The sequence below is a fragment of the Deltaproteobacteria bacterium genome (genome assembly GCA_016223005.1).
Lineage (GTDB): Bacteria > Desulfobacterota > GWC2-55-46 > UBA9637 > GWC2-42-11 > JACRPW01.
The window spans coordinates 1-13353 of the sequence record JACRPW010000090.1; the positions used below are offsets into that span (position 1 = coordinate 1).

Genomic DNA, 13353 nt, shown 5'->3' on the forward strand with positions numbered 1-13353 from the left:
CGGCGCTTGTAGTGGATGATGAAAAGGGGCAGAGGGAGATACTTAAAACCATCCTTGAAGATGAGGGTTATGATGTAACAGCAGCAGGCAGCGGCAGAGATGCTTTGAGGATAGTTCAGAGGAGTTCCTTTGACTGCATCCTTACAGACTTAAAGATGCCGGGCATGGACGGCATTCAACTTATGAAAGAGATACTTAAAGCGTCTCAATGGGTAAGTATAGTTATTATGACTGCCCACGGCACAATAAGTTCTGCTGTTGGCGCTATGAAACACGGCGCCTTTGATTACCTCACAAAGCCTTTGGACAGGGATGAACTTCTGATTGTTGTAAAAAACGCTGTTGATAAGGCAAACCTCCTGAAAGAGAATATCTCGCTTAAGGCAGAGTTAAGGGAAAGGTTTAAACTGGATAATATTATTATAGGCACAAACAATAAGATGAGAGAATGTATCAGGATAGCGGAAAAGGTCTCTGCAAGCAATTCCACTGTCCTTATATACGGAGAGAGCGGGACAGGCAAGGAACTTATTGCAAAGGGGATATACCATAATTCACAGCGAAGGGATAAGCCTTTTATGGCAATAAACTGCGCCGCTATACCGGAGAACCTTCTTGAAAGTGAGCTCTTCGGATATGAGAAAGGGGCATTTACAGGCGCATTTGCAAGAAAGATAGGACTGTTTGAATATGCGGACGGAGGCACACTATTTCTGGATGAGATTGGAGATATGGGCACGGCATTGCAGGCAAAACTCCTTAGAACCATACAGGAACGGGAGATAAGACGGCTGGGGGGTAAAGAGAATATAAAGTCAGATGTCAGGATAGTTGCTGCCACAAATAAAAACCTTGAGGAAGAGATTAAAAAGAACAGATTCAGGGAAGACCTTTTTTATAGATTGAATGTTATTGCAATATGCCTGCCTCCCCTGCGTGAGAGGAAGGAAGACATACCTGAACTGGCAGGGTATTTTATTGAGAGGTACAGTATGGCATCCGGCAAGGAAATAAAGGATATATCTGATGATGCCCTGAACCTCATTATGAACTACAACTGGCCAGGGAATGTCAGCCAACTGGAATCTATTATCGAGAGGGCTGTCCTCTTAACAGCTGGAAAGATACTGGATGCAGACGCCCTGCCTATGGAGATAAAAAACAGACCATACCAGATAGGGAAGATAGACTTTGAAATACCGGATGAAGGCATGTCGCTTGAGGAGTTTGAGAAAGAGGTGCTTTTAAAGGCTATGATAAAATCAAACTGGGTTATTGCAAAGGCTGCAAACCTTCTCGGCATGTCATACAGGACACTTCAATACAGGCTTGAGAAGTCTGGCATAAGAAAAGAGGCAGCAAATACACCAAAAAGTATAAGCAATATACCAAATGGTGCATAGAAAACTGATTATTTGGCGGGCATTCTCTATTGTGAAGCCATAACATCTTGATATATTGTTAATTTTTATTTATGAGTTTTATTGGCATATTTATTGCACTTTAAAGGTAACAAAAATTTAATCTGAAAGGAGGTGAAAACTGAAATGAAAAAGATATTTGTAATCATGGTAGCCCTTATGGTTGGTTTTGCATTTGCTACTACAACATTGGCAGCAGAGAAGAAGGCAGCAGAACCTGCAAAGAAGGCAGAAGCAGCAAAGTCAGCAGAACCGGCAAAAGAAGAAAAGAAGGCTCCTGAAAAGGTTACGCAGACAACAGGCGAAGTAACAGCGGTTGATGCAAAGGCAATGACAGTTACAGTAAAAGGTGCTAAAGGTGATGTTACTGTCGCTGTCCCTGATATGAAGATGATGGAAGGGATAAAGGTTGGCGACAATGTGACATGCAAACATGTGGAAAAGGATGGCAAGATGGTTTGCACGGGTATAGCGAAGGCAATGGAAAAAAAGATGGGGAAGAAAGAAATGAAGAAGTAATTTTCCTCACTTCAAGATTTAAAGGTGCTGCCGCTTAAAAGGGCAGCACCTTTTTATTTTGAAAAATTATCCGTTTTTATATCTTCCAACCATGTATCTCTTTGAATGCAGAATAATTTGTCATATCCAGATGGATTGGGGTTATTGATATATATCCATTGGCAATTGCCTCAAAGTCTGTATCCTTACCGCCAGTCCACTTCATATTATCTCCGCCAATCCAATAATATTTCTTTCCTCTGGGGTCAGTCTTTTCAACAATTGCATCGCCGTAAACCCTTTTACCGAGTTTGGTTATCCTGTATGTCTTTATCTCTCTATCCCTTATATCAGGTATATTAACATTCAATAGTGTGTCTTTGGGAAGCCCATTTTTAAGCACGAGCCTTACGAGTCGCACGGCAAACCTTGATGCCTGTGTAAAATTAAAGTCATCTCTTGCTGCCATGGACATGGCAATTGATGGGATACCCATAAGGGTCCCTTCCATTGCAGCGGATACAGTGCCTGAATATGTAACATCATCACCGAGATTGCCGCCTTTATTTATCCCTGATACAACAATATCCGGTCTCTTAGGCAGGATGCCGCCCAGTATACCATTGACAGCAAGATTTATGCAGTCTGTGGGAGTACCGTCCACTGCGTGGACATTCTTTGAAATCTGTGTAACCCTCAGAGGTCTATGCAGTGTCAATGAATGACTTGCAGCACTCCTTTCCCTATCAGGTGCTACAATAAAGACATCACCTAATTTTTTTAAAGCCTTTGCAAGACTCAAGATGCCTTCTGAATGCACACCGTCATCATTTGATACAAGTATTGTTTTCTCCAATTATTATACCTCTAAAAAATTATAAAGCCCTTTGCATAAGGGCTTATAATCACGACTTGAAAGGTTCTGCGTTCGACTGGCTTCAAATCCTCTTTTGCTGTTGTTTTGTCTCCTGCTTACTGTTCACTGCTTACTGCTCCTGTCTTTATTTGGTCGGGGCGAGAGGATTTGAACCTCCGACACCCAGCACCCCATGCTGGTGCGCTACCAGGCTGCGCTACGCCCCGAAATAACAGGCTATAGGGCTAACTAATATATTTTTCGTTCAACCTTTTAATCTAGCCCAGCATCTCCTTTATAGCCATCAATTCCCTTTTCACTGCCTCAATAGTCTTGAAATATCTTTTCTCATCCTTACTAGCAAGTTCCAGCGCCATCTGTCTGTTCTTCATCTCTTTCACTATCTCCCTGACCTTTCTCTTCGCGCCATCAAGGGTATATCTCTCTTTATACAAAAGCCTTTTTATCTCAAGTATCAGCTCTACATCACGGCGGGTATACACCCGTTGGTTTGAGACAGACTTATGCGGCTTTACTATGTTAAACTCTGCTTCCCAGTACCGGAGGACATAAGGCTGCACCTTTGTTATCTTGCTTACTTCTCCTATCCTGAAGTACAGTTTGGCGGGAATCTGGACATCCATATCTTACCTTCTCATTATGGATTCATCTTATCTTTTGTTATGTGGCTTGGCTTAAACGACAGAACCTTCCTTGCTGTAATTGTCATATCCTTACCTGTCTGGGGATTTCTTCCCCTCCTGTCTCTTTTCTGCCTGACAGTAAAGGTGGCGAAACCTGAAATTTTAACCTCCTCACCTTTTGCAAGGGCCTCCTTTATTGTCTCAAACACGAGTTCCACAACCTCGCTTACATCTCTCTTTAAAAAACCAACCCTTTCATAGATATTTTCAACAATATCGGCTTTTGTCATAACCTACCCTCCATGAAATAATTAAATTTTTCATATGCCTCGTATTTCTGCATTAAATCTTCTTACAATCTCATTTACAACATTATTATGCACCATATTTACATCTTCATCTGTTAGTGTCTTTACATCTGACCTATATGTCAAACGTATGGCAATGCTTTTTTTATCAGGAGGGATAGACTCTCCATAATATACATCAAACACACCTGTGTCTTCAATAAGTTTAATATTTAATATTTCTATTGCATTTACCAGTTCAGCAAAGAGGACTGCCCTGTCAATAATAAAGGCTGCATCCCTCACAACAGATGGATAACGTGGAATCTCCCTGAATGCAGAAGGTCTTCCTGATATGTTTGTTATACTATCAATATCAATTTCAAAGATATATGCTGATTGTTTTAAATCAAGTCTTTCTAAAATATCAGGATGTATCTCCCCCATTATGCCAACATCTGCTCCATTTACAGAAATGGCGCATGACTTGCCGGGGTGGAGAAAAGATATATTATTACCTGTAGTAAATTTAACACCCTGAATACTGATACTGCTGAAAAGGGATTCTATAACCCCTTTTATGTCAAAAAAATCTGCATCTTCCTTATCCCACATTATGCTTTTCTCTGACATCCTGAGTCCTGAGATAAGTCCTGCAGCAAGGTTCTTTTCATTATAGACACTGCCCTTTGGAATAAATCCGCATCCTATTTCAAAGAGCCTTAAATTATCATTTCCATGATTCAGATTGTATCTGAGATTTGAGAGTAACCCACAAACAAGGGTCTTCCTCATAACAGACCATTCCTCAGAAAGAGGGTTTAACAGCCTTAAGTTATCTTTAACCTCGGATTCTCCGCTTATATCTGCTGCAAGCAAGGGTGAAATAAAACTATAGTTTATGACCTCACAAAAACCAATGCTGGACAAAAAGTCCCTAACCCCCTTTGTAACAACAGTCTTATTTGTCTTTACTGCTGATAATAACTGCGATGCAGGAATTGTTGTTGATATATTTTCATAGCCGTTTAATCGGGCAATCTCTTCAATCAGGTCTATTTCCATTGAGATGTCAACCCTGAAGGAAGGCACTACAACCGCAACTGCACCTTCAATCTTTTCAGATACATTAAAAGAAAAACCTAATCTCGCAAGATAATCCTCAATCTCTTTGTTATTCAGAGAAGTTCCAAGTATCCTGTTTACCCTTGCATAATGTAGGGCTATTGAATGTGATTTACTAGGCGCAGGATATTCATCAATAAATCCTCTTGCTGCTTTTCCTTTTGCAATATCTGCTATAAGTTCTGCTGCCCTATCAAGCGCCTTTGCAACACATTGTATATCAAGACCCCTTTCAAACCTGTAGGATGATTCTGTCTTTAGTTCAATGGTCTTTGATGTCTTGCGGATATTTAGCGGCGTAAAATATGCGCTTTCAAGGAGTACATCTTTTGTATCAATGGTAACACCTGTTTCTTCACCGCCTATTATGCCTGCAATAGCAACCGGTGTCTTTGCATCAGCAATCACCAAAACCCCTTCATCAAGAATTCTTTTGACGCCGTCAAGGGTTGTAATCTCCTCGCTTTTTTTTGATTTCCTTACAACTATTTTTTTATCTGAAATTTTATCGTAATCAAATGCGTGAAGAGGCTGTCCATGCTCAAGCATCACATAATTTGTTATATCAACGATATTATTTATTGGTCTTATGCCAAGGTTTATCAACCTCTTTTTTAACCAGTCGGGCGACTCCTTGACTGTAACATCTTCTATTACCCTTGCTGTATATCTATGGCAAAGGTCCGGTTCGTCTATTTCAACACTTACAAGGTCTTTTATCGGTTTATCTATCTCTCTCAACTCGCAACCCCTGCTTACTGCTTGCAGGGGCAGGCTCGCAACTCGCAACTGCTTATTTAGCGCCGCTGCCGCCTCCCTTGCTATACCGATAATGCTCAGGCAGTCAGGCCTGTTTGGTGTTACATTCACATCAAGGATAAAATCCTTTATGCCAAGCGCCTTGGTTATATCTTCGCCAAGTGTTAAATCTTTTTGCAGAAGCATTATGCCATCTGATGTATCTTTAAACCCAAGTTCTACTTCTGAACAGAGCATGCCTTCAGATGCAACACCCCTGATTTTTGTCTTTTCTATTTTAATGCCTTTTGGCAGCGCTGCACCCGGTAATGCAAGGGCAACAAAATCCCCTGCTTTCATATTATTAGCGCCGCAGACTATTTCATGGATGCCTTTGTCTGTCTTAACCTTGCAAAACGACAGCCTGTCAGCATTCGGGTGTTTTTCTTTGGATAATATTTCAGCGACAACAACACCCTTTATATCCTTGCCAAGTTCAGCAATTGACTCAACCTCCAGCCCAGCCATTGTGAGTTTATCGGCAAGTTCATGCGGCAAGACCGTTATATCAACATATTCTTTTAGCCAGTTGTAAGATATTTTCATAGTCAGTGATTAGTGTCAGTGATTAGTGTCAGTATCAGTTTTAATGTTTTTGTTTTTTACTGACACTAACACTGTAAACTGACACTGAACTAAAACTGCCTCAAAAACCTCACATCATTTTCAAAAAAGAGCCTTATATCATCTATGCCGAACTTTAACATCGCGATTCTCTCAATGCCGAGACCAAATGCAAAACCGCTGTATTTTTCATAGTCATAGTTAACTGCCTTAAATACCTCAGGGTGTATCATTCCTGCGCCAAGTATCTCAAGCCAACCGCTCATCTTGCATACCCTGCATCCATTGCCTTTACACATTACGCATTGTATGTCAACCTCTGCGCTTGGTTCTGTGAACGGGAAGAAACTAGGTCTAAATCTAATAGCAGCATCTTCATTGAATATTTTATGGAGGAATACAGTAAGCACGCCCTTCAGGTCTCCAAATGTAATACCTTCATCAACCATAAACCCTTCAACCTGATGGAACATAGGCGTGTGGGTTATATCAGAATCTCTGCGGTAAACTGTACCTGGTGCAATGACCTTTAAAGGCGGTCTTTGTTTTTCCATTACCCTTATCTGGACAGGGGATGTATGTGTTCTTAGGAGGAGGTCATCACCAATATAAAAGGTGTCCTGCATATCTCGCGCAGGATGGTCTTTCGGTATGTTCAGCGCCTCAAAGTTATAGTAATCTGTTTCAATCTCAGGACCTTCAGCAATTAAAAAACCCATGTCTGCGAAAACCTCTTTGATTTCTTCAGTTACCCTTGTAACAGGGTGGATATGTCCAACAGGCAGGTGTCTTCCAGGAAGGGAGACATCTATCCCTTCCTGCAGAAGTTTTGTAAGTTTTTTCTGTTTAAGAACTGCATCAAGAAGCAGGTTTATCTTCTCTTCAATCTTACTCTTGACACTGTTTGCAAGGTTACCAATGGCAGGACGTTCATCTAAAGGAAGATTACTTATCTCTTTAATAAATAATACTACCTTCCCTTTTCTACCTAAATATCTTGTCTTTATACTGAGGAGATTCTCTTTATCCGCTGCTAACTCAATATCCTTCAGCGCTTCATCTTCAAGTTTTTTAAGCCTTTCTCTCATGCAGCAAGATTTGTCTTTGCAATTGTTGCAATCTGGGCAAAACCCTTTGGGTCATCAACAGCAATACCTGCAAGGACCTTTCTATCCAGTCCAATGTTTGCCTTTTTTAGTCCATTCATAAACTGACTGTAAGAGATGTCATTCAATCTTGCTGCTGCATTAATCCTCGCTATCCAGAGATTTCTGAAATCTCTTTTCTTTACCTTTCTGTCCCTATAGGCATAGGCAAGCGCCCTGTCAACTGCCTCTGTAGCAAGCCTGTAACATCTGCCCTTTGCCCCTCTCTTGCCTTTTGCAAGAGACAGAACCTTTTTTCTGTTCTTTTTTGCATTTACGCCTCTTTTAACCCTCGGCATGTTGAAACCTCCTTCTAATTTAGTTTTAGAGTTGAAGAGTTAAGAGTTTAAGAGTTTTTTCTCCAAAACTCCACAACTGCCTTTGTAGTTACTCCTTAACTTTTTTAACTATACGGCAAAAGCCTCTTTATCTGTTTAGCATTTGCATCATCCACATAACCAGCCTTTCTTAAACTCCTTTTATTGCCTGATGCCTTTGAGGTAAGGATGTGCCTCAAAAAAGCCTTTTTTCTCTTTATCTTTCCTGTTGCTATTAGTTTGAATCGCTTTGCCGCCCGCCTGTTTGTTTTAATCTTTGGCATAAATTCTCCCCTTTTATAATTATGAATTATGAATTATGAATTTAATTCCTAATTTCTAATTTTTAATTCGTAATTTATTTTGCTGCCGGTGCAATTATCATTGTCATGCTTTTGCCTTCCAACCGTGGCTGTTGTTCAATAATCCCTATATCTTTTATTTCTGCTGCAACCCTCCCAAGCATCTCTCTCCCAAGTTCTGTGTGGGTTATCTCTCTGCCTTTAAACACAATATTAACCTTTGCCTTATCTCCATCTTCAAGAAATCTCTTTATATGTTTTATCTTAAAATCAAAATCATGGCTGTCAGTCTTTGGAGTCATCTTGATTTCTTTTAAATGGATTACAGTTTGTTTTTTCTTTGCCTCGTGAGCCTTCTTGCTCATCTGATACTTGTATTTGCCGTAATCCATTATGCGGCAAACAGGCGGGTCTGCATTCGGTGATACCTCTACTAAGTCAAGTCCGCTCTGTTCAGCCGCTGCAACCGCCTCTCTGATAGGAAGTATCCCTGTCATCCTTCCTTCTGAATCAATAACCCTTACCTTCTGAGCCCTTATCCCAAAATTAATTCTTATGTTCTTTATAAAAATATCACCCCCTGTTTTTGATAATTATGAATTACGAATTTAATTCTTAATTCTTAATTTTTAATTCCTAATTTACTTTCCTTCTCAACAAGACCTATAAACTCCTCAATACCCATAACAGGCATAGTGCCTATTTCCCTTATCCTTGTCCTGGGTGCCACAGTATTGTTTTCAGCCTCCTTATCACCCACTACAAGCATAAACGGCACCTTTTTAAGTTCTGCCTCTCTTATCTTTAATCCAAGTTTTTCGTTTCTTAAATCAATATCAGTCCTTATGCCCGCAAGTTTTAATTTTTCACATACATCTTTTGTATAGTCAATACTTTTGTCTGTAATTGATAACACAATTACCTGCACAGGTGCAAGCCATAATGGGAAGTCGCCTGCATAATGTTCAATTAGACAGCCGAAGAATCTTTCAAGGGAACCCATTAAAGCCCTGTGGAGCATAATGGGCTGATGTTCTTTATCGTCGCCTCCCCTGTATGTTACATTAAACCTGTCTGGCAGGTTAAAGTCAACCTGAATTGTTGAACACTGCCATGCCCTGCCGATAGTATCTTTAATCTTTATATCTATCTTTGGTCCGTAGAACACACCCTCACCTGCATCAACTGTAAATTCAAGACCTGAATTAACAAGAGCGGTCTTTAAGGCATTTTCAGCCTGCTGCCAGTTATCAAGGCTTCCCACATATTTTTCAGGTCTTGTTGAAAGATATACATCAAATTCATTAAAGCCGAATGATTTAAGGATATATATTGTAAAATTCAGGACATTACCAATCTCCTCTTCCAACTGGTCGTGCCTGCAAAAGATGTGGGCATCGTCCTGTGTAAATCCCCTTACCCTCAGGAGTCCATGCAAGACCCCAGACCTTTCAAACCTGTAAACAGTGCCAAGTTCAGCATATCTTATCGGAAAGTCCCTGTAACTCCTTAAATGGCTGTTGTATATCTGTATATGGAAGGGACAGTTCATAGGCTTTACAATAAAATCCTGTCCCTCCACATCCATAGGTGAATAGAGGTTTTCCTTATAAAAATCCCAGTGCCCGCTTGTCTTCCATAAATCAACCTTTGCTATGTGAGGGGTATAGACAATCTGGTAACCGTGACTGTAATGCTCCCTTTTCCAGAAGTCCTCTATAATACCCCTTATAACTGCCCCTTTTGGGTGCCAGCATACAAGCCCTGCTCCAACATCGTCACTTATGCTGAAAAGGTCAAGTTCCTTTCCGAGTTTCCTGTGGTCCCTTTTCTTTGCCTCTTCAAGTTTGTTTAAATATTCATCAAGTTCCTTTTTTGTTGGAAATGCAGTTCCGTAAATCCTCTGGAGCATCTTGTTTTTTTCATCACCCCTCCAGTATGCACCTGCAATATTTAAGAGTTTAAATGCCTTTATACACCCTGTGGACGGCACATGCGGTCCCCTGCAAAGGTCAACAAAACCATCGTGCTTATATATGGTTACCTTTTCATCAGGGATTTCTTTTATAAGTTCCACCTTGTATATCTCGCCACTATCTTCAAAAAACTTCACGGCATCAATCCTACTCATCTCCTCTCTTAAAAATGGCGCATCTCTTTTGATAATTTCAGCCATCTTTTTTTCTATATTCTCAAGGTCAGAGGGGGTAAAGGTGTGCGGGGTATCAAAGTCATAATAAAAGCCATCCTCAATCGCTGGACCTATTGTAATCTTCACATCTTTAAAAAGTTCTCTTACAGCCCCTGCCATTATATGGGATGTGGAGTGCCTGTAAATCTCAAGCCCTTCTTTTGAGTTGAGAGCGTATTCCTTTTCCTTACCGTCAGGAAAGATTATTTTTATGAAATTAGGCATAGTTCCAAAAATAACAAAAGGTATCAACCTCTTTAAATGCAGGGATTAGCAGTTAGTGGTTAGTTTTTTACTAATCCCTAAACCCTAATCTCTAACCCCTGTTTTTTTCAGGGCTGATACCTTACCATATCAATGCAATTTCTATGTGGGCGTAAGACTTATCAAATCTTATAAATTATTGTCAATATTTATTTGTTTTCCGCATTTCATAAAATGGGGCAACAAGTCGCCTTTTTTCTCTGATCCCCTGTCTTACTTTGGTCTTGCCTTTGCCACCGCAACCTTTTTCCCTGATATCATGCCCTGGTGCATGACCTCTATTACCTTTTCTGCATTCTCCTTCGGCACCTCAACGAATGTAAACTTGTCAAATATGCTTATATTTCCGATAGACTTTCCTGATATGCCGGTTTTTTCAGCAATTGATTTTACAATATCGCCTGCCTTGATTCTCTGCTGCTTGCCCACATTCATAAAAAGCCTGACCATGCCAGGCTCGCCGCCTGTTTCCTCCTGACCTGCTTGTTCGGAAACGTCAAACCCCTCTAATTGAAATTTTAAAAGCGCTGCTGCGGCCTCAATAGGCTGGATGCCTTCTGTGAGTCTATTTGCTAGTTCAAGATATGTATCAAACCTTTTGTCATCAATAAACTCCTGCACCCTTTCCTTTAATGTTCCAACCCTTGCCTCAAGCACATCCTGAACACTCGGCAATTTCCCCCTTTTGATTTTTGTCTTTGCAAGAGACTGTATAAGCCGTAGTTGTCTGTCTTCTCTAGGCGTTACGAATGTTATGGCAACCCCGCTTTTGCCTGCCCTGCCTGTCCTTCCGATTCTGTGGATATATGCCTCAGGGTTCTGGGGTATGCTGTAATTCACAACATGAGAGATATTGCTTATGTCAAGCCCCCTCGCAGCAACATCTGTTGCAACAAGGACATCTATCATACCGCTCTTAAACTTTCTCATAACAGATTCCCTCTGTGATTGGCTGAAATCTCCATGTATAGCCTCTGCCTCATATCCCCTGTTTTTGAGGTTTGCAGCAACATCATCAACCTCTCTTTTGGTATGACAGAAGACCAGAAATAAATCAGAGTCTTCTGCATCTATGAGCCTTGAGAGTGCGTCCATTTTTTCAGACTGCCTTACCTCATAGAAAATCTGGTCGATTTTGGGCTCTGTAAGTATATTCGCGCTTATCCCGATTTTTTCAGGGGATACCATATACCGCTTTGAAATCCTGATTATCTCATCAGGCATTGTTGCTGAAAATAATAATGTCTGCCTCTGTTTTGGCGTATGATTCAATATGGTTGTTATGTCGTCCACAAAGCCCATATCAAGCATCTCGTCAGCCTCATCAAGCACAACAATCCGCACCTCATTGAGTTTTAACGTGCCCCTTTCTATATGGTCTATAACCCTGCCCGGCGTCCCAACCGCTATATGAATGCCTTTTCTTAAAACCTTGATTTGCCTTTCTATTGAAGAGCCGCCGTAGATTGGAAGGGCAAACACCCTGCTGAACTTTCCGATTTTGTTCATCTCCTCTGCAACCTGTATGGCAAGTTCCCTTGTGGGCGTCAGGATAATCGCCTGAACAGAAAATTTCCTCGGGTCAACCTTTTCAATAATCGGTATGCCGAATGCCGCTGTCTTGCCCGTCCCTGTCTGCGCCTGACCGATTATGTCTTTGCCCTGCATAATTACAGGGATTGTCCTTTCCTGTATGGGCGTCGGCTCTTCAAAACCCCTGCCTGCAACTGCCTGAAGCACCTCTTTGCTTAAACCAAAATCAATAAATGTTTTAGATTTTAAATCTTTATTCTTTTCCATTTTTTCTCCTATGAAAGAAATTGAGGACACAGATTTCTAAAATACGATTACGCAGATTGTGGCACGGGGTAAATCTCATAAAGAACAATAGCAGTGGTAATGACTTTTGCGAGGTCTTTGAGATATTTTGAATATTGCGAGGCAAGATGGCTGCCAGTAAAGAACTTTATCACCATTATCAACAGTGGTGCCCGAGGCCGGAATCGAACCGGCACGGCCTTGCAACCTCAGGATTTTAAGTCCTGTGCGTCTACCAGTTCCGCCACTCGGGCATGGAAGCAACAATCTAACCAATCACCCCTCTCTCTTGCAAACTCTTAAAGTCAATGTATATCATGTCCACTCTGGATATGCCAGCAGAATATTTTGTCCTGTTTAAATAACTTTTTAGTTGCCATATAAGATTTTATATATTATATAAAGTGTAAACAAAGCAGAGAGGTTTTCAAAAATTGGATAATAGACCAGAAGAAAAAGTGCAAACTGACAGATTTTATGAGGATGAAATCAATCTGTTGGATTACTTGATGGTTATATGGAAGCGGAAGGTTTTGATAATCCTGCTGACATTTTTAACCGTGCTTTTCACAGCAGGGTATTCTTTACGCTTGCCAGAGATATACCAGTCTAATGCAGTTATTACACCAATAGGCGACAAAGGCTCAGGGGGCGGCGGTTTATCTCTCCTTGCACAATTTGGCGGCATACCGGGAATAGCCATCCCTGGTTCGTCATCTGCAGCAGAAATAGTAAATCTTATGAAATCAAATATATTAAGGGAAAAGGTTATTGAAAGATATGAACTCTTGCCAATCTTGTTTTATGAAAGTTGGAATAAAGAAAAAAAGCAGTGGAACAAAGATGGAAATAGCAGTTATGGTTTAAATCCCTTATCATTATTGCAAAAGGCATCATCAAACATTAAACCAAGGTCTCAAGTCTCAAATCCTAAATCCCAAGATAATGGCAGCCCAACGGTATGGGATGGACTGCGGATGTTAAATGGAATTGTTAAGGTGAATACTAATATAAAGGATAACACTATAACTGTCTCAGCAGAATATTACGACCTGGAGATGGCTACAAATATTGTCAACTATTTCCTTGCCGCTCTAATAGACCATATGAGCGGTGAGGCAAA

At 40.7% G+C, this 13353-nt stretch carries 13 protein-coding genes and 2 tRNA genes; 3 read left to right on the forward strand and 12 right to left on the reverse strand.

What is annotated here, in order from left to right; genetic code table 11:
- Nucleotides 1-1403 (forward strand): sigma-54-dependent Fis family transcriptional regulator (locus HZC45_09040; GenBank protein ID MBI5683285.1); only part of this gene is annotated, 1403 nt, incomplete at its 5' end.
- 144 nt (nt 1404-1547) lie between these two features.
- A complete protein-coding gene (locus HZC45_09045) occupies nt 1548-1940 on the forward strand; it encodes a hypothetical protein (GenBank protein ID MBI5683286.1) in 393 nt (130 codons plus the stop codon).
- Between the two features lie 76 nt (nt 1941-2016).
- On the opposite strand, the gene surE is transcribed toward HZC45_09045, so the two are convergent.
- The 12 genes from surE to HZC45_09105 all read right to left on the reverse strand — a co-directional run bounded on the left by surE (nt 2017) and on the right by HZC45_09105 (nt 12484).
- Entirely contained in the window at nt 2017-2775 is a 759-nt protein-coding gene (gene surE, locus HZC45_09050; protein MBI5683287.1) for a 5'/3'-nucleotidase SurE, read from the reverse strand.
- Between the two features lie 150 nt (nt 2776-2925).
- Nucleotides 2926-3002: transfer RNA gene (locus tag HZC45_09055), tRNA-Pro, on the reverse strand.
- A 51-nt stretch (nt 3003-3053) separates the two neighbouring features.
- Complete coding sequence (locus HZC45_09060) at nt 3054-3419, reverse strand: MerR family transcriptional regulator (protein MBI5683288.1); 366 nt, start codon at nt 3417-3419, stop codon at nt 3054-3056.
- A 14-nt stretch (nt 3420-3433) separates the two neighbouring features.
- Entirely contained in the window at nt 3434-3709 is a 276-nt protein-coding gene (locus HZC45_09065; protein ID MBI5683289.1) for an integration host factor subunit alpha, read from the reverse strand.
- Between the two features lie 30 nt (nt 3710-3739).
- The gene (locus tag HZC45_09070; protein ID MBI5683290.1) at nt 3740-6175 is read right to left on the reverse strand and encodes a phenylalanine--tRNA ligase subunit beta; all 2436 of its coding nucleotides are present in this window, start codon (nt 6173-6175) and stop codon (nt 3740-3742) included.
- A gap of 89 nt (nt 6176-6264) precedes the next feature.
- Nucleotides 6265-7281: a phenylalanine--tRNA ligase subunit alpha gene (gene pheS / locus HZC45_09075; protein ID MBI5683291.1), complete on the reverse strand. Its 1017-nt coding sequence runs from the start codon at nt 7279-7281 to the stop codon at nt 6265-6267.
- The gene (gene rplT / locus HZC45_09080; GenBank protein MBI5683292.1) at nt 7278-7637 is read right to left on the reverse strand and encodes a 50S ribosomal protein L20; all 360 of its coding nucleotides are present in this window, start codon (nt 7635-7637) and stop codon (nt 7278-7280) included. The genes pheS and rplT overlap by 4 nt, the downstream gene beginning before the upstream one ends.
- A 104-nt stretch (nt 7638-7741) precedes the next feature.
- Nucleotides 7742-7939, reverse strand: coding sequence for a 50S ribosomal protein L35 (gene rpmI, locus HZC45_09085; GenBank protein MBI5683293.1), 198 nt, complete (start codon nt 7937-7939; stop codon nt 7742-7744).
- A gap of 74 nt (nt 7940-8013) precedes the next feature.
- Nucleotides 8014-8514, reverse strand: a complete 501-nt coding sequence (locus HZC45_09090) for a translation initiation factor IF-3 (protein ID MBI5683294.1) — start codon at nt 8512-8514, stop codon at nt 8014-8016.
- A gap of 65 nt (nt 8515-8579) precedes the next feature.
- On the reverse strand, nt 8580-10373 hold the full coding sequence (gene thrS / locus HZC45_09095; GenBank protein ID MBI5683295.1) for a threonine--tRNA ligase: 1794 nt from the start codon (nt 10371-10373) through the stop codon (nt 8580-8582).
- 252 nt (nt 10374-10625) lie between these two features.
- Nucleotides 10626-12212 (reverse strand): DEAD/DEAH box helicase, encoded by a 1587-nt coding sequence (locus tag HZC45_09100; protein ID MBI5683296.1) that lies wholly within the window; start codon nt 12210-12212, stop codon nt 10626-10628.
- A 185-nt stretch (nt 12213-12397) separates the two neighbouring features.
- Nucleotides 12398-12484: transfer RNA gene (locus HZC45_09105), tRNA-Leu, on the reverse strand.
- 180 nt (nt 12485-12664) lie between these two features.
- Between HZC45_09105 and HZC45_09110 the strand changes: the two genes are divergently transcribed.
- A partial coding sequence (locus tag HZC45_09110) for a hypothetical protein (protein ID MBI5683297.1) occupies nt 12665-13353 on the forward strand: 689 nt, incomplete at its 3' end.

Bases quoted from the DNA above. Each gene is read 5' to 3' on its own strand.
- HZC45_09045 (MBI5683286.1), top strand. From the start codon at position 1,548: ATGAAAAAGATATTTGTAATCATGGTAGCCCTTATGGTTGGTTTTGCA.
- HZC45_09060 (MBI5683288.1), bottom strand. From the start codon at position 3,419: ATGGATGTCCAGATTCCCGCCAAACTGTACTTCAGGATAGGAGAAGTA.
- HZC45_09065 (MBI5683289.1), bottom strand. From the start codon at position 3,709: ATGACAAAAGCCGATATTGTTGAAAATATCTATGAAAGGGTTGGTTTT.
- HZC45_09070 (MBI5683290.1), bottom strand. From the start codon at position 6,175: ATGAAAATATCTTACAACTGGCTAAAAGAATATGTTGATATAACGGTC.
- pheS (MBI5683291.1), bottom strand. From the start codon at position 7,281: ATGAGAGAAAGGCTTAAAAAACTTGAAGATGAAGCGCTGAAGGATATT.
- rplT (MBI5683292.1), bottom strand. From the start codon at position 7,637: ATGCCGAGGGTTAAAAGAGGCGTAAATGCAAAAAAGAACAGAAAAAAG.
- rpmI (MBI5683293.1), bottom strand. From the start codon at position 7,939: ATGCCAAAGATTAAAACAAACAGGCGGGCGGCAAAGCGATTCAAACTA.
- thrS (MBI5683295.1), bottom strand. From the start codon at position 10,373: ATGCCTAATTTCATAAAAATAATCTTTCCTGACGGTAAGGAAAAGGAA.
- HZC45_09100 (MBI5683296.1), bottom strand. From the start codon at position 12,212: ATGGAAAAGAATAAAGATTTAAAATCTAAAACATTTATTGATTTTGGT.